Genomic DNA, 17,038 nt, shown 5'->3' with positions numbered 1-17,038 from the left:
CGAAAACCGACACAGGAATACAGACATGCCAGTAAAAATTAGCAATAAAATCGTCGGTTATCGGGTAACCAAAGCCGACGAAAACAACCAGCCTGCGCCGGCTGTAGAAAGCACACTCGTTAAGATGAACGAATACATCGAGCGGCCAGAGTTTTTGTTGGGCACCACCTACAAAATCAAACCGCCGGTGGCGGAGCACGCAATGTACATTACTATTAATGACATTCTGCTGAATGAAGACACCGACCACGAAAGCCGCCAGCCCTACGAAGTGTTCATCAACTCCAAGTCGATGGAACACTTCCAGTGGGTTATCGCCCTCACCCGCGTCATCTCTGCGGTATTCCGCAAAGGCGGCGACCTGACCTTCCTGGTGGAAGAACTGCGCTCGGTATACGACCCCAACGGCGGCTACTTCAAAAAAGGCGGCGTGTTCATGCCCTCACTGGTGGCCGAAATTGGCGCCGTGATTGAAAAGCACCTGAAAGCCGTTGGCCTGATGGAAAGCGAAGAAATGAGCGAAACCACCAAACGCATCCTGGCTGAAAAGCGGGCTGATTTTGAAGCCAATCAGAGCAAAGCCACCAACGACGATACGTCCGGTGACTTTCCACCCAACGCCACAACGTGTGGCAAGTGCAGCACCAAAGCGGTAATTGTGATGGATGGCTGTGCGACTTGCTTGAATTGTGGTGATAGTAAGTGTGGTTGAGGTGATAGCGCAATGAAGTGAGAAAAAGGCCCGGGGGTTTGCTTCGGGTCTTTTTTTTGGATGGTGGCCGAGTATTTTTGGTAATCGCGTGGCTGCTTCGTTATTACGTTGTGATATTACCAAATTTGACGACGGTAGGCTGGTAATTGTCTGTTTTTGGGCTAGTTTTATGAGTAAGTTGCCTGGAAACTGCGTAATCGTGATGGGTGAAAACGAAGATGTCAGATGATTCAATAATGAAGGGCGCTGCCCAATACGCTGTTATCTTTAAGTAGTTACTGCACATCAAGGAGGAGGCCTATGCATATCGGAATGATCGGCGGTATTGGACCCGCCGCAACAGAGTTTTACTACCGAAACCTTGTCAAGGCGCACCAATTATCTGGTAACGGTTCGAAACTTGAGCTGACGATTTGTCACGCGCAAGCCTCCGATCTCATACAGAATATCCAAACCGGTGCCGTAGACGAGCAAGTGAAAATCTTTGAGGTATTCGCTAACCGTCTGAAGGCGGCTGGAGCTGATGTTATGGCGGTAACGTCTATAGCGGGGCATTTTTGTATATCTGAACTGGAGAAAATTTCACCCATTCCCATAATCAACGCATTATCTGGGCTTGAGAGCGTGTTGGGCGAAAGCGATTATCGAAAGGTGGGCGTTTTAGGAAACAAAGTGGTCATGAAAACGCGGCTGTTTGATAGTTTTCAGAACATCGAGATTGTTGTGCCACCTGAGAAGAGCTTAGATGATGTCCACAAAGCGTACATGAGTATTGCTGTCTCGGGAGCGGTCACGGAGGAACAGAGGCGCACCATTTTTCAAGCCGGCAAAAAAATGTGTGAGGAACAGGGTGCTCAAACGATCGTGTTGGCTGGCACCGACCTATTTGTTGCATTCGATGGGCAGGATTGTGGGTTCAACTACACCGACAGCGCACTGATTCATATAGACGCGATTCACCGTGCGTCGCTGCGAGAATAAGATAACAAATCGCTGTAGTACGCGGCCGATGGCCGCCGGACGCCCTTTACATTGCGGCTTCGCCTCCATTACAAGGGTGCCGCTAAGCTCAGCGTTACAAAGCAAGGGAGAGTGCGTACCAATGATCGCCAGGGAATGGAAATGCCGAGTGCCTGAAGCCCATAATGAAGGGTTCACGGCCTATTTATACGAAACCGGCGTCAAGGATTCGTCCGCAACACCAGGCTTTCTCGGTGCTCAGATTTTCCGCCGCTCCCTGACTGGCAAAATTGAACTTACCCTCATCACGTACTGGGACAAACTGGAATCAATCCACACATTTGCTGGCCACGATATTTCACAGGCGCGTTTGTACCCGGAAGATGAGGTTTACGAGCTTGAACCTGACCTTTCAGTGCAGCACTATGAAGTCATCGAGCATCGGTTTTCACCAGAGCTGCGGGGATAAACGGGTGCTCTTGCTTTGTAACCAGTCAATCAAGTTCGTTCCGGCCTGCGGCCTCCACCAGACGGCCCCTGTCGGGCCGCCGCTTATTTCAGCGTTGAGGCTGTAGAAAAAGGTCGAAGACAATCCTCGATCTGAAATTGATCAATAAACGATCTAAAAATAGCGCCTATTCTTAAAATCTGGAGGACCCATCATCGAAAACACACCCAGATTTTACGTAGGAGCGTCATCAAAAAATACTCGAGGGTTTTTCTACAGCCTCGTTAGGCCAAAGTAGGATCGATAATTATGCATCAATTCAAACGCTGGATAATAGAGCTTAAGCACTGGCTAAAAGAAGCCAAGCTGATTTTTATAGGCGTTTTTGTGATCCTATTGGCAGTGTTTTTTGGGTTCGTGGTGTGGCCAACCGAAACCTCAATCAGGATAATAGGCTATGTACTCCAATTAATAGGTATGATCGTAGCCGTCAAAGGCTTATTTATGGTTCGCTCTCATTTTGGGCATCCCTCACTGGGGATTATGTGTCTAAGATGGTTGAAACGATTTCCGAAATGGAAAGTCGGGGCTCATATAAGCGTGCCTACTGCCTATTCAGTAATGACAGCGCTAGATCCGCATGTGGAGGCTTGGGCCCCTGACAATCCAGAAAGTACACTGGAGCATAGATTGAACGCAGTCATAAAAAATCTTGGTCAACTTAGGGCTGATCAAGGAAGTCAGAAGAAATTGATTAATAGTCTTGCAACTGAGCACCAAGAACATGAGAAAAAAACTGCTAAAGAAAGAGTTGAGATACAAGAAAAAATTCAGAAAAATCTTGAATCTCTGCACACAGGTTACTTGGTAACATCACTTTTGGGTCTTGTTTGGTTGTTAGTGGGGATCACAATGAGCACCTTGGCTCCCGAATTATCAATGTAGAGCCACAAAGCCTAACAAGTGCAGGCACGGCGACGCCTTTTCCATTGCGCCTTCGGCTCCATTCCAAGGGCGCGCATGCTGCAAGCGTTATGGGCACGGGCCATCGGGAGGATCGCCGCTTTCATCTCTGGAGTTAACTAAGCGGACTTGATAGACTTTTTCTCGGTATCAGGAAGATGCCGAGGAGTGATTTTCAAAAAGGAGAAGGGAATGAGATCAGATGACAGGGAATATGTAGCTGCTGTAATCAATTTTTTCTGGCAAGGTTTGGCACAGCCTCACTCAGTGAATGAAAACTCAGCAAAAGTCATGTATGAAGCCCTCACAGAGGCGCAGTCATGTACTGCTTCAATAGATTTAGTGCCAAGACCGACTTACACGCCAAGCATTAATTACATAATCAAAGAGATAGCAAAAATTGGCCAGCGAATAATGTCTGGAGATACCTCAATTTATAATATGTGTCGGGATCAAGTCGCTGCAAACTATAAAACTCATATTCGCGCAGCATTGTGGGGGCTTTAATATGAATAAATTTTTTATTTTGGCGCTTATGTCAATTCTTCCGCTCTCTTTATCCGCGAGCGGCAGTGATTTGCGTATAGTTTATGGAAAACTTGAATTTTATATTCCTAATAATCCTAATTTAGTGGGCTACCTTGGGACAGATAGCGAAATTCTAATCGCCAAATATAGTGACGAACCTGGCAAAGATATTGTTGGCTTTAGTTTAGACAAAGAGGTAAATACAGGTGGCTGTAGTCCGGGAGTTTTTTTTAAATCTGTTCTAAGTAAAAATAAATCTGAATGTGATGTAAAGGCCATTGATTCTTTTCGGTATGTTTTTATGAAAGACAGAGAGTCGGGAATTTGGTCAAGCACCAATAAGGAGTTTTTCTATTTTATCGGGTCAGATAAGTCTACGGTATTTTTGATAAAAAAAGGCACTAATAATAAAACATATAAAATAGAGTCAAATTTTTTGAACAAAGAGGGAATCAAGGACATATTCTCAAGTTATCTATAATTTTCCTGAACCTGATTGCTACTAATACTCTAAAGCCCATAACCAGTGCAGGCACGGCGACGCCCATTACATTGCGCCTTTGGCTTCATTCCATGGGCGCGCATGCTGCAAGCGTTGAGGCTGTAGAAAAACCCCAAGTCGGATCGATTTTGGTAGTATTGAGAAAACAGACAGGGAGCCGTCGGAATGCCTCGTTTCAAGCACTATAACTACGACCAGGATACGATGGTGGTCATCAACTACCGAGAGCAGCTCCAGCCCGGCACCTTTGAACACGCGGTTCACTACCTGATTGAGCACAAGCTAGACCTGACGGTTTTTCACCCGAAATATCGTAACGACGACACCGGCCGCCTGGCCTACGATCCCGCCATCTTGCTGAAGATCATTCTGTTCGCGTACTCCAAAGGCATCACCTCCAGCCGCGAGATCCAGTGGTGCTGCGAGACCAACATCATTTTTAAAGCTTTATCCTGCGATACCGTGCCGCACTTCACCACCCTGGCCAAGTTTGTCAGCCAGCACGCCGATGAGATTGAAGAACTGTTCGAACAAATACTGCTGGTGTACCATGAACAGCGCCTTCTGGGCAACGAGCTGTTTGCTATCGACGGCTGCAAAATGTCGTCGGACGCCGCGAAGGAATGGTCTGGCACCTTTAAGGAACTTAGCGAAAAACGCGACAAGTTGAAACGGTTGATTCGCCACCACCTGCATGAGCATCACGAGCGGGACGAGGCTGAAACGGAAGCGGCAAGATGACCACCAGCAAAGGCACGATCCAGGGCTATAACGGCGTGGCTACGGTGGACAAAAAACACCAGATTATCATCGATGCCCAAGCTTTCGGTGAAGGCCAGGAACTCCACACGTTAAAACCTGTGTTGGAGGCAGTTCAGCAGCGCTATAAAAAGCTCGGCATTGCCGACAACATCTGTCAAACCGGCGCGATCGTGACCGCCGACACCGGCTTCGCCAACGAAGCCAATATGAAGTACTTGCATGAGCAACAGATCAACGGCTACATCCCGGACAACCGCTTCCGCAGCCGTGATCCCAAGTTCGCCGAGCAGAAAGAAAAGTACGGTAAGCGCTCACAAACTCCATCGAAGAGCGGCTGGAAACACGTGATTCCCGCCAGTGAATTTCAGTTCGACCCGGTTACGATGACGTGCATCTGTCCCGCCGGAGAATCCCTGCGCCACGAAGGCACCCGAACCGACCAAAACGGCGTACCCAGAGTCCACTTCCAAGGCCGGTTATTGCAGTGTCGCCACTGTCCAAAAAAACATCAATGCATGCAAAACCCCAGCTCAGCAGATCATCGTAAAGGCAAAGGAAGACAGGTCTCTTACACCCTGGAGCTCAGGCGAGGCCCAACGTATACCGACTGGATGAAACACCGAGTCGATAGCCAGCAAGGCAAAGCGATTTACGGTCATCGCATGTCGGTGGTTGAGCCCGTGTTCGGTAACATCGGCAGCAACAAACGTCTGAATCGCTTCAGCCTGCGGAGTAAAAAGAAGGTGCAAGGCCAGTGGCAATTGTATTGCCTGGTGCACAATATTAAGAAGCTGGCGAACTATGGGCCGTTAGCGGCATGATACCGGGCTAGGATATGGCCAGATATAGGCCACAGACGGTTATGTGAAGGGTATTTAGCGCCAGATATTAATAATGCTGCGGTGTTGCCATCAAATGATCAAACGTGAGCCAGTTGATCGCAGCGGGTGAAAAAATAACAAAGCGGCTGCGGATTGTGCTCTGAGAAGGGTTTTTCTACAGCCTCGTTATGTGTTTTGACACCTGATACGTTACAGGGTACATTCAAGGAATGATTCGAAGCTTCAAACACAAGGGCTTGGCCAAATTCTTCAAGTCCGGCAGCATCGCAGGGATTCAGGCCGCTCACGCCAAGAGGCTTCGGCTTATTCTCGGTAGATTAAATGCAGCCTCAGATGCCAAAGATATGGACCTGCCAGGCCTTCGGTTGCACGAACTCTCCGGTAATCGCGCCGGAATCTGGTCAGTGATGGTCAGTGGCAACTGGCGAGTGACGTTCCGATTTGAGGACGGAGATGCCGAGATCGTAAATTATGAAGATTACCATTGAGGTACCGCCAATGTTGATGCATAACCCCCCCCACCCTGGTGAAGTACTGCGAGAGCTTTGTCTGGAGCCCCTGAACCTATCGGTCACGGCGGCCGCAGAGGCATTGGGTGTTAGTCGTAAGACTTTGAGCGCCGTGCTGAACGGCAAGGCTGGTATTAGTCCCGAAATGGCTATCCGGCTTTCTATAGCATTCGACACTTCGGCAGAGAGCTGGCTAAACCAGCAGTCCCAATATGAGCTCTGGCATGCTGAACAACATCGCAAAGAGCTCAAGGTGAAGAAGCTTGTTGCGGCCTAAAGCAGCACATAACCAATCCATGCACCGGAGGCCAAACCCTCCGCTTCGCTGCGGTTTTGTCACCGGTGATGGCAGGCGTTATGAGTTCTATGACGCACCTCACCCCATCAAGCGTAATTGGGGTGGGGTACCTTGATTCCTGTCAACGCAACGCCTTTTCTACCCAGTCAAGGCGATCCTGTCCAAAGAACATTTCGCCTGCTACGAAACAAGTGGGCGCGCCAAAAACGTCCCGGGAAACGGCTTCCTCAGTAGTTTGTTTGAGCTGCTCCTTCACCTCCGGCCTATTACTGAGTGCCAGCACTTCGGATGGATTAAACCCCGCATTAGTGAGGACCTCCGACACAACTTCCAGATCGTTCAGGTTCTTCTTGTTCACCCAGATAGCTGTGAAGACGGCGGTCAGGTACTCCTGAAAGCGAGGGCTATCAAGGTAGCCCGTGGCTCCCCGCATCAGTTGCAGGGTATTTATCGGAAAGTATGGATTGCTTTCGAACGGGACGTCGTATTGTTTGGCAAAACGCGAAAGGTCGACTCTTGTGTAGCGTCCTTTTGCCGGTATGGTGCTCGGAGACTGGTTGTCTGTCGCCTTGAACACACCACCCAGAAGCATGGGCTTCCAATTTATACTGGCGTTGTTCCGGTCAGCCAGTGCGGGCAATTGCGTCCAGGCAAGATAGCTGGCGGGGCTGCCTACGTCGAAGTATACGTCTATCGTTTCGCTCATAATTTCATCCTTATTAGAAAGTTTCCATCCAGGGCCGTAAGTCCAGCTCGTGGGTCCACGAGTCCCGGGGCTGGCAGTGTATTTGCCAGTACTGCTCGGCGATGTGTTCAGGCTTCAGGATGCCGTCCTGGTCCTTTTGAGCATACCTGTCTGGGAAATTTTCGCGGATGAAATCGGTATCAATCGCGCCGTCAATAATGGGGTGAGCAACGTGTATGCCTTTGGGGCCTAGCTCTCGGGCCATACTCTGAGCCAGGGCGCGCAGGGCAAACTTGGCCCCTGCAAATGCGCTGAAGCCGCTGCTTCCGCGAAGTGACGCGGTGGCACCAGTGAATATAATGGTGCCTTTGTTTCGCGGTAGCATGGCCCTGGCGGCTTCACGGCCGGTCAAGAACCCGGCTAGTGCGGCCATTTCCCAAACCTTCCTATATACACGCTCGGTGGTTTCGGTGATTGAAAAACGGACGTTGGCGCCGATGTTGAAGATCACGACATCGATTTCTCCAATCTGCTCCTCTACGTGCCTGAACAGCTCGACCATGGCCTTTTCGTCACGAGCATCGCACCCAAACCCGTGAACCTGCCCGCCTTCCGCCCTAATGGTTTCTACCAGTGAAGTCAAAGCTTCCTGGCGTCGGCGAGTGACCACGGTGGTGTAACCTTCGCGGGCAAACCGCCGGGCAATGGCCCCGCCAGTTGCATCACCAGCGCCGATAACGACTGCTACAGGTGGCGCTTTTTGCGATTCTTTCATGTGCCCTCTCCTAAGTTCTTTTTTGGAACCCACGTAGACTGGGTTCCTTTTTAGAACCTGTCAAGCTATTCTTTACAGGAGTTTCTAAGAGAGTGTGATTTATGCGGTGGGAGGATCTGGACAAACAGCCTTGTTCGTTGGCTCGAACGCTGTCGGTTGTCGGGGACAGGTGGACAATGATGGTTCTGCGGGAATGCTTTCTGGGTTTGCGGCGTTTCGATGGCATCGAGAAGCGCCTCGGGATTACCCGTCACGTTCTAGCCGACCGTCTCAAGAAGCTGGTTGAAAACGGGGTTTTGTACAAAGCCCCGTATCAGCAGAAACCTGTGCGGGAAGAATACCGGTTAACAGAGAAAGGACTGGAGCTGCACCCGGTTATGTTGGCTTTGGTTCATTGGGGTGATAAGCATATGGTAGGTGAACGCGGTGGCCCGATTGTTCACATACATAGAAAGTGCGGCCAGGCCATGCAGCCGGTTACTGTATGCTCCTGTTGCGGTGAGCCGGTGACCGCGAGGGATATTCGCGTGGAAGCAAGTCCCCACTGGCAGGATCTATCTAAGGAATTGCTGCCTTAGTAGGTGCGTGTCCAACCTCGCCGGGCAAGTTTGAAAGTACGCGACGGTACAGTATCAACATAACCATCGGCTGCACAGCGACCGGTTTTACGCCGCCCTGCGCCTCCAAACCGGCGCGTGAGCCAGGCGTTATGCTCTGGCGGGAGCCATCATTTTTTGGTAGTTTCTAAGCGGTCCACGAGGACATCATTCATAAAACAAGCCAAAGGGAGATTTGGGCATGGATTACTACGATAGGGAATACATATCTGCAGTTATCAACTATTTTTGGGGGAACGGCACAGCATCGCCTCAGTCAGTAAATGAGAGATCTGCTGAGGTAGTTTACACAGCAATCTCTGAAGCTCAGTCGTGTTCTGCATCAATGGATCTCGTTCCAAGGCCCAGTGGCGGCAAGCCGGGAATCTCATACATAGTTAAACAGATTGCAAGTATTGGTAAGAATATAATTTCCGGAAATACATCGGTTTACCATGTTTGCAAAGTCAAAATTAGCGCAAGCTATAAATCTGAAGTAACTATGGCGTTAAAAGGAATTTAATATGTTTAAAACCGGATTTTTTATTCTTCTGTCATTTTTTTCTATTAGCGCATTTGCAAAGACAGGTGTTGAACTGGTTTATTCTGATCTCAGGTTTGAAATCCCCGGGAACTTCTCTGTGGTAGGCGATGCAGGAGATAACCAAAATATTTTAATATTTAGATACGGGGATGAGCTGGGTAAGAGGTTCTTGGCTTTTTCAGATATGACAAATGACAAAACCATTAATTATGGATGCCCATCCAGTACTTTCTTTAAAACTGTTTTCTTCGATACCGATAAACCTGAATGTGACCAAGATAATATCAAGCTAATGCAAGAGTCCTTTGTCGAAGGTCGGGATGTTGAGAGATGGTCTTCAGGCGAATACTCTATCGTGTACTCTGGCGATAAAGAAAAGTCGTACATTTTCATAATTGGGGATAACGGCAAACTTGTGAAGGTAGACTCTGATTTTCTGGAAAGTGAATCCATTAAGAAGGTAGTTAAAGGTATATAGCAAGGATCACACTAGTATCTATTCTTTATAGCATAATCGGGTAGCCGAGGGCGGAACCTGTCAACCTGTTTCGGACAGCTACTCCAGAATTAATGTAGTTTCTCGTGCTGTGTGTTTTGCTCTTGCGAGTGTGGGAAAGTTCACGGCAGATGGCACTCCCAGTTTAGCCTCTTCCGATGAAATCGGATTGATGGCCACGGATGTCGGCGGCATGTGGGCAACTGGCCGGCCGCACACAAAACGTTCAGGGTTTGCCTGATACCAGCGGTCCAGCGCTTGCTGCCGTGTAACAGCCAGTTCCTGATATCGACCGGTAAACACCTGTTCCGGCGTGAACCCGGCCAGACCGCCGTGATGGTGCTCGAAGTTGTACCAGTCGACACCTTGCCCAAGCGGGGAACTCATCAACGGTCATCCCGTCGATGCCAGCCGCCCCTTTATTGGCTCGAACGCGTTTTCATGCCGCCTGAAGGTTTTCAGGTTGCAACGCTTGTCCGAGTAGATCTTCGCTAAAGGCTGGCTTCATATCCATACGCTGAATCACGTCATCACCGGACGGTGTTCGTGTGTTCAAGTCTGTCATGGCTCCTCCTTTCGGCTTTATTCAACTAAGTGTTCAGGCCTTCACCGTGTCCCAACCATTACGATGGGCGTTTGGCTACTATGCCGGCTGCTGACTTCTGCTCAATCACCGGCGGGATTGCCCCCATCGGCGCTATCGGTGTCCACCTCGTTCGCTCGCAACCGCCGATGGCAACGGCTGCGCCTAGGCTTGATCGACCAGTGGCCTGACTGGTAATTGACCGATCGCTCGTTGAGCAGATCCCGATGCGTCGGACCGCCCCAGATAAGAACATGAACTTTCACTGCACAACTGCATCATTTACGGTGGCCGTCAGATCACGTGGCTTCGCGGGAGGCCGCCCCGTCGGCTTGTGCGAACTCGCCTCCGGCCTACGCCTCATATGATGTTCTTGTTCATCGTAAGCGCCCATAAATCAGCACCTACACCCCAGCCCCGCAATTGCACACACTGAACTCCTCACCCGTTCCATGAGGAATCAGCATGACCCCGACCGAAAAAGTGCACTTCTGGCAGCAGCAGATTAACGACTGGGAAGCCACGGGCTTGTCCGGCAACGCTTTCTGTAAACAGCAGTCTTTGATTTACCATCAATTCGTTTATTGGCGCCAGAAGCTAACGTCTGGTGAAGATTATCGAACTCAGGCGCCGGTAACCACCGGATTCACGCGGGTTGTTTCTTCTGCTTCTCGCATGGGTGTTGATGCCGGCGACGCCAATGGCCTGACCGTATCCTTGCCCGGCGGTGTTGCGATCACCGGTTTACACGCCGGCAATATTGAGTTGCTGGGCGCAGTGCTGAGGCAACTGTGATGCGCCATCGTTACTTACGTCCATCCTTATCGTTGCCCCAGATTTATTTGTATCGGGCGCCGGTGGATTTTCGCAAACAGGCCAATGGTCTGGCGGTACTGGTTGAGCAGGAGTTGGGCCACAATCCGTTCACCGGGGCGCTTTACGCCTTCACCAACCGACAGCGGAATAAGATCAAATGCCTGATGTGGGAAGACAACGGATTTGTCCTCTATTACAAGGCGCTGGCTGAGGAGAAATTCAAGTGGCCAAAGGCCTCGGATGAGCTGATGGCACTGACCGGCGAGCAGATTAACTGGCTGCTGGACGGCTACGATATTGCCCTGCTAAAAGGCCATAAAACTCTGCATTATGAGGCGGTTATTTAGGCTTTTTACGTGCTTCAAGGCACTGGTTTTGCTATAATTTGTTCATGAAATTAAAGCCTGAAACCCCTTCAGAAGCACCCGATATCAGCGGCCTAATGGCCGCTGAATTGCTGTCGGTGATTGAGGGGCTTCAGCAAGAACTGGCCGCCAAGAGCGCTGAAGTTGAGCAGCGCGATGAAGCGCTTGCACAGAGCACCCAGGCGGTCAAACAACGCGACCAATACATCCAGATCCTCGAAGAGCTGCTGCGTTGGAAGCGCATTCAGCAGTTCGGCGCCAGCAGCGAAAAGTCCAAACACCAGATTCATTTGTTTGACGAAGCAGAACTGGAAGCCGAGATTGATGATCTGCGCAATCAGCTGCCAGACGATGTCAAAGAAGAAGAGGCACCACCTGCGACCCGTAAACGTCGCCAACGTGGCTTCTCGGATAAGCTGGTGCGTGAGCGCATCGAACTGACTCTGAGCGACGAAGACAAAGCCGGTGCCAGTAAGACCTTCTTCACTAAAGTGAAAGAAGAACTGCAGTTCATTCCAGCCCAATTCAAGGTTCTCGAATACTGGCAGGAAAAAGCCGTATTCGAAAACAACGGTGAGGAACGTTTGGTGGCAGCCGCTCGCCCAATACACCCATTGGGCAAGTGCACGGCCACACCCTCCTTACTGGCGTACATCATCACCTCAAAATACGCCGATGGCTTGCCGCTGTATCGTTTGGAATACATGTTCAAGCGCTTGGGGCATGAGATCAGCCGTACCAATATGGCCCATTGGGTGATCCGCCTGGATGACGTGTTCAAACCGCTGATCAACCTGATGCGAGAAGTGCAGAACAGCAGTGATTACCTGCAAGCCGATGAATCCCGAATGTACGTTCTGAAAGAAGACGGCAAAACGGCGCAATCTGATAAGTGGATGTGGGTCACCCGCGGTGGCCCGCCAGGGCGACCGTCGGTTCTATTTGAATACGACCCTTCACGAGCAGGCAAAGTACCGGTGCGTCTGCTCGATGATTTTAACGGTATCCTGCAAGCCGATGGTTACTCTGGCTATGGCAAAGTCTGCCGGGATAACAACATCACTCGAATTGGTTGCTGGGACCACGCGAGACGTAAGTTCGTGGAAGCTATCAAAGGGTCCAAGCCTCAAGGTAAAGGCAAAGCCATAAAGGTCTCCAAGGCCGATGTAGCTCTAAGCCATATCAACAAACTCTACGCCATCGAGCGTCAGATCAAAGAGCTGAGTGAAGGCGAGCGTCATCGCATCCGTCAGGAGCTGAGCGTGCCCAGACTGGCGTCATTCAAGGCCTGGCTTGAGGCCAATGCCGGCAAGGTCGCCAAGGGCACGATGACTCGCAAGGCCATGGATTATACGCTGAACCAGTGGCCTACTCTGATCGGTTACTGCGAGCGAGGCGATCTGCAGATCAGCAACGTGCTGGCCGAAAATGCCATCCGCCCGTTTGCTCTGGGACGCCGCGCCTGGCTGTTCGCAGACACTTCGCGGGGCGCACGCGCCAGCGCAACGTGCTATTCCCTTGTCGAGACCGCTAAGGCAAATAGCTTGGAACCCTCGGTCTATATCCAACATATACTGGAGCGCATTGCCGAGGCAGACACGCTGGAAAAGCTAGAGGCACTACTGCCGTGGAATGTGGATCTGGAGCGGGTCTCAAAAAAAGTGTCGCAGATCGACTGAGGACAAGTGGGTCGATTTAAGGGCGCTTACTGTTCATCAGCTCGCAGCTGTGCTAGCGGCTTACTTTCGGCCGGCGTTCCGGAGACCGCGCCTCACGGGTTGGCCCCTGCCATTCGCTAGTGGTTAGCGTTCAATCGGTAAAACCGGCTGAACGGTGATCTTTCCACAGGGGACTTTCACCCCATTAGTTCATGCCCATGCTGGGCGTACACAAACGCATTAAATCTGACTCCGTAAAGTTGTCGTCTTTTTTTCAAAAGGCCGCAAAAAAGGCGCCAACTTTACTCCGCAGTTTATGCGGGCGTTATGCCTTGTTGTTGCGTGGTGCGCAACATGCTAGAGCTCCCTCATGATTAGATCATTCCGTCACAAAGGTCTGAAACGGTTCTACTCGTCTGGCATACAGTCTGATCACGCCAAGAAGCTGCGCATGCAGCTCGCTGCTCTGAATACCGCCATTTCGGTAGAAGACATAGACATCCCTGGTTTTCGGCTTCACTCATTGAAGGGAACAGACAAAGGGCGGTGGTCGATTTGGGTTAACGGAAATTGGCGCATGACGTTCGAATTTCAGGACAGCAACGCCTACATTCTTGATTATGAGGATTACCACTAATGACTATGCATAACCCGCCACATCCTGGTGAGTTCATTCGGGAGGTGTATCTGGAGCCTTTCGGCATCAGTTCCCGTCAGCTTGCTTCCAGTTTGGGCGTTTCCCCTTCTACGTTGTCTCGCTTGCTCAAAGGGGATAGTGGTATCAGCCCGGAGATGTCTTTGCGGCTATCTAAGGTTCTCGGGCGTACTCCTGAGAGCTGGTTGGCTATGCAAGATATGTATGATCTATGGGTAGCCCGTAGCACGGTCAATCTGGATGGTATTCATCCCTTGGACTTCGAAGCAGCTTAACCAGTGCAGGCCGGGCGACTGTTTAGTCGTTGATCCTTCGTCGCAACACCTAAACCGCGCCTGCTGCTGGCGTTAGGGTTTATCGTAATGTCCTCCAATGGCAAAAACATAAATGGATCTTTCGTCGAACCGGTATATGAACCTATCCTTCTGTGAGATGCGCCTTGACCACAAACCTGACAAGCTATGTTTAAGCGGCTCGGGTTTGCCGATGCCAGCTGATGGATCGTCAGAGCGGAGCATTTCTTTCAGCAGTTTGCAGAGAGCTTTGTGCAGCTTCTTGTCCTTCTCGCGCATCTTTTCATATGCCTCCCAGGTGCTGCCCTCAAATACCAGTAATCTCATTCATCTGCTCATTATTAGGTATGTATCCTTGGCCACGGCTGTGAGTATCGAGGGAGGCCGCAATTTGTTGCATCAGATCTTGATTCTGAAGAACATGCAGTGTTTCTTGTTCTCTTTCCCAGTCCTCAGCACTCATGATCACGAATGCTTCTCCAGCACGACGCGTCACCTTGAGAGGTTCGTGTCTGCTAATAACCTGCTCTACAACGCTTTTCAGGTTGTCTCTGAACTTGTTTACACTGATTATATTCATAGTCTCACCATCACGTACGGAAAATCCGTACAACTATATCGCAATAGCCCTAACAAGGCCAAGCACAGCGACAGCTTTTTCGTTGCGGCTTTGCCTTCACTACAAAGCTGCACGTGTTGGCAGCGTTGGGCGTCTATTGCTTGAAGCGGATGCGGCGATAGACAGATCACCAAACAAAAGCATCCCATTGATACATCGGAGAAACGAGCATGCGAATAGCCAAAGAGGACGTGGACGTTAAGATGGATATCCCAGGTGCCGTGATCCGTCAGCGAACGGATTTCGGCGATGCGACCGGATTAGGCAAAATCAGCTGCGAGTACTTCAGTCTCTCGGCGGGCGTTGATACCACCCCGCTGTTCCAGGGACTGGAAGGCGACTTATGCCAATGCCCCCACTGGGGCTACGTCTTGCGTGGTCAACTCACCACGACCGACGTTGGCGGCGCGCAGGAGACGGTCAACGCGAATGATCTGTTTTACTGGCCACCCGGGCACAACGTAAAGGTCGATGCAGACGCGGAGATCGTTATGTTCAGCCCTCAGCGCGAGCACAGCCATGTCATCAACCACATGATCGAGAAGGTGAAAAGTTAAGTCCGGTGCCGGGAGTTTTGGGGGGCGGTGCTCTCCGATGCCGGATAGTGCCGCCCAACCCGGCAGTCAACCCGACGCTGCGCTATGAAACCGCGCAGCGCCGGTTACTTTTACGTTATGCCTTTTCGTAAAGCCTGATCGCTCCAGCATTAACGCTTGACGTTATTAACGCATCGCGTCATTATCTATGCATGATCATATCGTTCAAGTGTAAGGATACCGAGAAGCTGGCAGGTGGTCGCCGTGTAAGGCGATTCGTCAATTTTGAGCGCGTTGCCTTGAGGAAAATTCGGCAGCTTCAGGCAGCAGGTCAGCTGGATGATCTTAAAGTACCACCCGGTAATAAGCTGGAGCCGTTGTCTGGTGATCGTCGAGGTCAGCATAGCATTCGAATCAACAAGCAGTTTCGGGTGTGCTTTCGCTGGACCAAAGCTGGTGCGGAAGACATTGAAATTATTGATTACCACTAGGAGCTAAATCATGCGCAACATTGATGCTGTAACGCCCGGCGAGTTGCTGAAAGAAGAATTTATTGAGCCCATGGGTATTTCTCAATACCGTCTTGCAAAAGAAATTGGGGTCCCGGCCCAGCGAATCGGCCAGATTATCGCGGGTAAGCGTTCAATAACCGCAGACACCGATCTCCGGCTCTGTCGCTTTCTTGGTTTATCTAACGGCTACTGGCTGCGGGTTCAGACAGCCTATGACACTGAGATTGCAGAAGATGCCCTTGAGGATCAGTTGAAGAATATTCGCCCCTGGAACTCCGGGCCAGAGATGGGGCACAGGGCATAACCAACGTCTGCACAGCGACCGATTTTCCGCCGCTTCGCGGCTCCAAACTGGCGCGTGAGCCGGGCGTTAGGTTTGAGCGTACTCCACAGGTAATCATCATGTTTGGAATCTTTAAGGAGCTGGAATCCTCAAGCCAAACAAGTCCAGAAAGCGATCTCAAGTGCTCTTGACCACTACAGCTGGGTTTCTATGTGTAGATATCGGTGCAATTGCGTCGGCTGAGCGCCATTCAGGTTAAAATCATTAATTTTAAAAAATTGACGATATAAATCTGTACAGGACTTCCCTCTTTAACAGCGATCAAGAGTGACATTAAGTAACCACTGAAATCAGTGACTCTAAGCCCACGGATTTCGATTCAACTGCGAAAAATACCCATGACTTCCTCACGTCATCGCCTGTACTCTTTTCGTCGCTGTCCCTATGCTATGCGCGCCCGTCTCGGCCTCTTGTTTGCTGGTTTGCAGGTGGAACTGCGGGAGATAATATTGAAAAACAAACCGGACCAGATGCTGGCGATTAGTCCGAAAGGCACCGTGCCTGTTTTACAGCGTTGTGATGGTACCGTGGTTGAAGAGAGCCGGGAAATAATGGTGTGGGCGCTTCGGCAGCAAGATCCACAAGGGCTGTTGGATGCAACGGTTTTGCATCAGGCCAATGCTCTGATTGAGCAAAACGACAACGAATTTAAACATTGGTTGGATCGCTACAAATACGCCGACCGATATCTCGAAATGAGCCAATCAGAGTACCGGCAACGGGGTGAGGTCTTTTTACAGGTTTTAGAGGCGTTGCTGACTAAAAACCCTTGCTTACTGGGGGATAACGCGACTATTGCCGATATTGGCATCATGCCTTTTGTCCGCCAATTCGCCCATGTGGATCGCGATGTTTTTTACAGCCTCCCTTATCCGAACCTGCATCTGTGGTTACAACACTGGTTAGAGCACTCATTCTTTCTGCAAGTCATGACCAAGTTTAGGCCATGGCAAGAGGGAGATGACGTTGTGGTTTTTCCTTCTTAACACTAAGCACTTAAACCGTTTTAACCTCCAAGATGACTGGTTGCGTAGTATT

The 17,038-nt window shown here is 50.4% G+C and carries 26 protein-coding genes and 1 pseudogene; 21 read left to right on the top strand and 6 right to left on the bottom strand.

Annotation, left to right across the window (positions count from 1 at the left end; all coding sequences use genetic code 11):
* Positions 1–25: 25 nt before the first annotated feature.
* The 9 genes and pseudogenes from MIH19_RS09210 to MIH19_RS09170 all read left to right on the top strand — a co-directional run bounded on the left by MIH19_RS09210 (position 26) and on the right by MIH19_RS09170 (position 6,503).
* Positions 26–712 (top strand): NrdJb, encoded by a 687-nt coding sequence (locus tag MIH19_RS09210; RefSeq protein ID WP_249008575.1) that lies wholly within the window; start codon positions 26–28, stop codon positions 710–712.
* 300 nt (positions 713–1,012) lie between these two features.
* Positions 1,013–1,693 carry an aspartate/glutamate racemase family protein gene (locus tag MIH19_RS09205; protein ID WP_249008574.1) on the top strand — a complete coding sequence of 227 codons (681 nt, stop codon included), beginning with the start codon at positions 1,013–1,015 and terminating at the stop codon, positions 1,691–1,693.
* 121 nt (positions 1,694–1,814) lie between these two features.
* Positions 1,815–2,141 (top strand): hypothetical protein, encoded by a 327-nt coding sequence (locus tag MIH19_RS09200; RefSeq protein ID WP_014870926.1) that lies wholly within the window; start codon positions 1,815–1,817, stop codon positions 2,139–2,141.
* A gap of 288 nt (positions 2,142–2,429) precedes the next feature.
* Entirely contained in the window at positions 2,430–3,065 is a 636-nt protein-coding gene (locus MIH19_RS09195; RefSeq protein ID WP_249008573.1) for a hypothetical protein, read from the top strand.
* A gap of 210 nt (positions 3,066–3,275) precedes the next feature.
* Positions 3,276–3,590: a hypothetical protein gene (locus MIH19_RS09190; RefSeq protein ID WP_249008572.1), complete on the top strand. Its 315-nt coding sequence runs from the start codon at positions 3,276–3,278 to the stop codon at positions 3,588–3,590.
* A 1-nt stretch (position 3,591) separates the two neighbouring features.
* The gene (locus tag MIH19_RS09185) at positions 3,592–4,092 is read left to right on the top strand and encodes a hypothetical protein (RefSeq protein ID WP_249008571.1); all 501 of its coding nucleotides are present in this window, start codon (positions 3,592–3,594) and stop codon (positions 4,090–4,092) included.
* Positions 4,093–4,278: 186 nt separating this feature from the next.
* Positions 4,279–5,696, top strand: a pseudogene (locus MIH19_RS09180) (transposase).
* A 230-nt stretch (positions 5,697–5,926) separates the two neighbouring features.
* Entirely contained in the window at positions 5,927–6,205 is a 279-nt protein-coding gene (locus tag MIH19_RS09175; RefSeq protein WP_249006800.1) for a type II toxin-antitoxin system RelE/ParE family toxin, read from the top strand.
* Positions 6,206–6,215: 10 nt separating this feature from the next.
* Complete coding sequence (locus tag MIH19_RS09170; protein WP_249008970.1) at positions 6,216–6,503, top strand: HigA family addiction module antitoxin; 288 nt, start codon at positions 6,216–6,218, stop codon at positions 6,501–6,503.
* Positions 6,504–6,645: 142 nt separating this feature from the next.
* Here MIH19_RS09170 and MIH19_RS09165 read toward each other — a convergent pair whose 3' ends face one another.
* Both MIH19_RS09165 and MIH19_RS09160 read right to left on the bottom strand, forming a co-directional pair.
* Positions 6,646–7,230: a 2-hydroxychromene-2-carboxylate isomerase gene (locus tag MIH19_RS09165; protein WP_249008570.1), complete on the bottom strand. Its 585-nt coding sequence runs from the start codon at positions 7,228–7,230 to the stop codon at positions 6,646–6,648.
* Positions 7,231–7,243: 13 nt separating this feature from the next.
* Positions 7,244–7,984 carry an SDR family oxidoreductase gene (locus tag MIH19_RS09160; RefSeq protein ID WP_249008569.1) on the bottom strand — a complete coding sequence of 247 codons (741 nt, stop codon included), beginning with the start codon at positions 7,982–7,984 and terminating at the stop codon, positions 7,244–7,246.
* A gap of 101 nt (positions 7,985–8,085) precedes the next feature.
* Between MIH19_RS09160 and MIH19_RS09155 the strand changes: the two genes are divergently transcribed.
* The 3 genes from MIH19_RS09155 to MIH19_RS09145 all read left to right on the top strand — a co-directional run bounded on the left by MIH19_RS09155 (position 8,086) and on the right by MIH19_RS09145 (position 9,602).
* The gene (locus MIH19_RS09155; RefSeq protein ID WP_249008568.1) at positions 8,086–8,562 is read left to right on the top strand and encodes a helix-turn-helix domain-containing protein; all 477 of its coding nucleotides are present in this window, start codon (positions 8,086–8,088) and stop codon (positions 8,560–8,562) included.
* Positions 8,563–8,782: 220 nt separating this feature from the next.
* On the top strand, positions 8,783–9,103 hold the full coding sequence (locus MIH19_RS09150; RefSeq protein WP_249008567.1) for a hypothetical protein: 321 nt from the start codon (positions 8,783–8,785) through the stop codon (positions 9,101–9,103).
* Position 9,104: 1 nt separating this feature from the next.
* Positions 9,105–9,602, top strand: a complete 498-nt coding sequence (locus MIH19_RS09145; RefSeq protein WP_249008566.1) for a hypothetical protein — start codon at positions 9,105–9,107, stop codon at positions 9,600–9,602.
* Positions 9,603–9,680: 78 nt separating this feature from the next.
* Here the strand turns inward: MIH19_RS09145 and MIH19_RS09140 are convergent, their stop codons facing one another.
* Both MIH19_RS09140 and MIH19_RS22435 read right to left on the bottom strand, forming a co-directional pair.
* Positions 9,681–10,007, bottom strand: coding sequence for a hypothetical protein (locus MIH19_RS09140; protein WP_249008565.1), 327 nt, complete (start codon positions 10,005–10,007; stop codon positions 9,681–9,683).
* A 52-nt stretch (positions 10,008–10,059) separates the two neighbouring features.
* Positions 10,060–10,185: a hypothetical protein gene (locus MIH19_RS22435; RefSeq protein WP_283164110.1), complete on the bottom strand. Its 126-nt coding sequence runs from the start codon at positions 10,183–10,185 to the stop codon at positions 10,060–10,062.
* Between the two features lie 483 nt (positions 10,186–10,668).
* Here MIH19_RS22435 and MIH19_RS09135 point away from each other — a divergent pair, with 483 nt between their 5' ends.
* The 5 genes from MIH19_RS09135 to MIH19_RS09115 all read left to right on the top strand — a co-directional run bounded on the left by MIH19_RS09135 (position 10,669) and on the right by MIH19_RS09115 (position 13,972).
* Positions 10,669–10,998, top strand: a complete 330-nt coding sequence (locus MIH19_RS09135; RefSeq protein WP_249006423.1) for an IS66 family insertion sequence element accessory protein TnpB — start codon at positions 10,669–10,671, stop codon at positions 10,996–10,998.
* Complete coding sequence (gene tnpB, locus MIH19_RS09130; RefSeq protein WP_249006422.1) at positions 10,998–11,366, top strand: IS66 family insertion sequence element accessory protein TnpB; 369 nt, start codon at positions 10,998–11,000, stop codon at positions 11,364–11,366. Before MIH19_RS09135 ends, tnpB begins: the two co-directional genes overlap by 1 nt.
* Before the next feature lie 38 nt (positions 11,367–11,404).
* Positions 11,405–13,063: an IS66 family transposase gene (locus MIH19_RS09125; protein WP_249006421.1), complete on the top strand. Its 1,659-nt coding sequence runs from the start codon at positions 11,405–11,407 to the stop codon at positions 13,061–13,063.
* A 349-nt stretch (positions 13,064–13,412) separates the two neighbouring features.
* A complete protein-coding gene (locus MIH19_RS09120; protein WP_249008564.1) occupies positions 13,413–13,679 on the top strand; it encodes a type II toxin-antitoxin system RelE/ParE family toxin in 267 nt (88 codons plus the stop codon).
* Positions 13,679–13,972 carry a HigA family addiction module antitoxin gene (locus MIH19_RS09115; RefSeq protein ID WP_249008563.1) on the top strand — a complete coding sequence of 98 codons (294 nt, stop codon included), beginning with the start codon at positions 13,679–13,681 and terminating at the stop codon, positions 13,970–13,972. The genes MIH19_RS09120 and MIH19_RS09115 overlap by 1 nt, the downstream gene beginning before the upstream one ends.
* Positions 13,973–14,044: 72 nt before the next feature.
* On the opposite strand, the gene MIH19_RS09110 is transcribed toward MIH19_RS09115, so the two are convergent.
* Together MIH19_RS09110 and MIH19_RS09105 are read right to left on the bottom strand one after the other, a co-directional pair.
* Positions 14,045–14,317, bottom strand: coding sequence for a Txe/YoeB family addiction module toxin (locus MIH19_RS09110; RefSeq protein WP_249008562.1), 273 nt, complete (start codon positions 14,315–14,317; stop codon positions 14,045–14,047).
* Positions 14,298–14,570: a type II toxin-antitoxin system Phd/YefM family antitoxin gene (locus MIH19_RS09105; protein ID WP_249008561.1), complete on the bottom strand. Its 273-nt coding sequence runs from the start codon at positions 14,568–14,570 to the stop codon at positions 14,298–14,300. The genes MIH19_RS09110 and MIH19_RS09105 overlap by 20 nt, the downstream gene beginning before the upstream one ends.
* Before the next feature lie 209 nt (positions 14,571–14,779).
* Between MIH19_RS09105 and MIH19_RS09100 the strand changes: the two genes are divergently transcribed.
* From MIH19_RS09100 to MIH19_RS09085, 4 genes are all read left to right on the top strand, one after another.
* Positions 14,780–15,166, top strand: coding sequence for a hypothetical protein (locus MIH19_RS09100; RefSeq protein WP_249008560.1), 387 nt, complete (start codon positions 14,780–14,782; stop codon positions 15,164–15,166).
* A 191-nt stretch (positions 15,167–15,357) separates the two neighbouring features.
* The gene (locus MIH19_RS09095; protein WP_249008559.1) at positions 15,358–15,636 is read left to right on the top strand and encodes a type II toxin-antitoxin system RelE/ParE family toxin; all 279 of its coding nucleotides are present in this window, start codon (positions 15,358–15,360) and stop codon (positions 15,634–15,636) included.
* Positions 15,637–15,646: 10 nt separating this feature from the next.
* Entirely contained in the window at positions 15,647–15,961 is a 315-nt protein-coding gene (locus MIH19_RS09090) for a HigA family addiction module antitoxin (protein WP_249008558.1), read from the top strand.
* 428 nt (positions 15,962–16,389) lie between these two features.
* Complete coding sequence (locus MIH19_RS09085; protein ID WP_249008969.1) at positions 16,390–16,986, top strand: glutathione S-transferase; 597 nt, start codon at positions 16,390–16,392, stop codon at positions 16,984–16,986.
* Positions 16,987–17,038: the final 52 nt, after the last annotated feature.

It is taken from the genome of Marinobacter sp. M1C, assembly GCF_023314135.1.
GTDB lineage: Bacteria > Pseudomonadota > Gammaproteobacteria > Pseudomonadales > Oleiphilaceae > Marinobacter.
The sequence above is the reverse complement of the archived record's forward strand: the minus strand, read 5'-3'. Positions and strand labels throughout refer to the sequence as shown.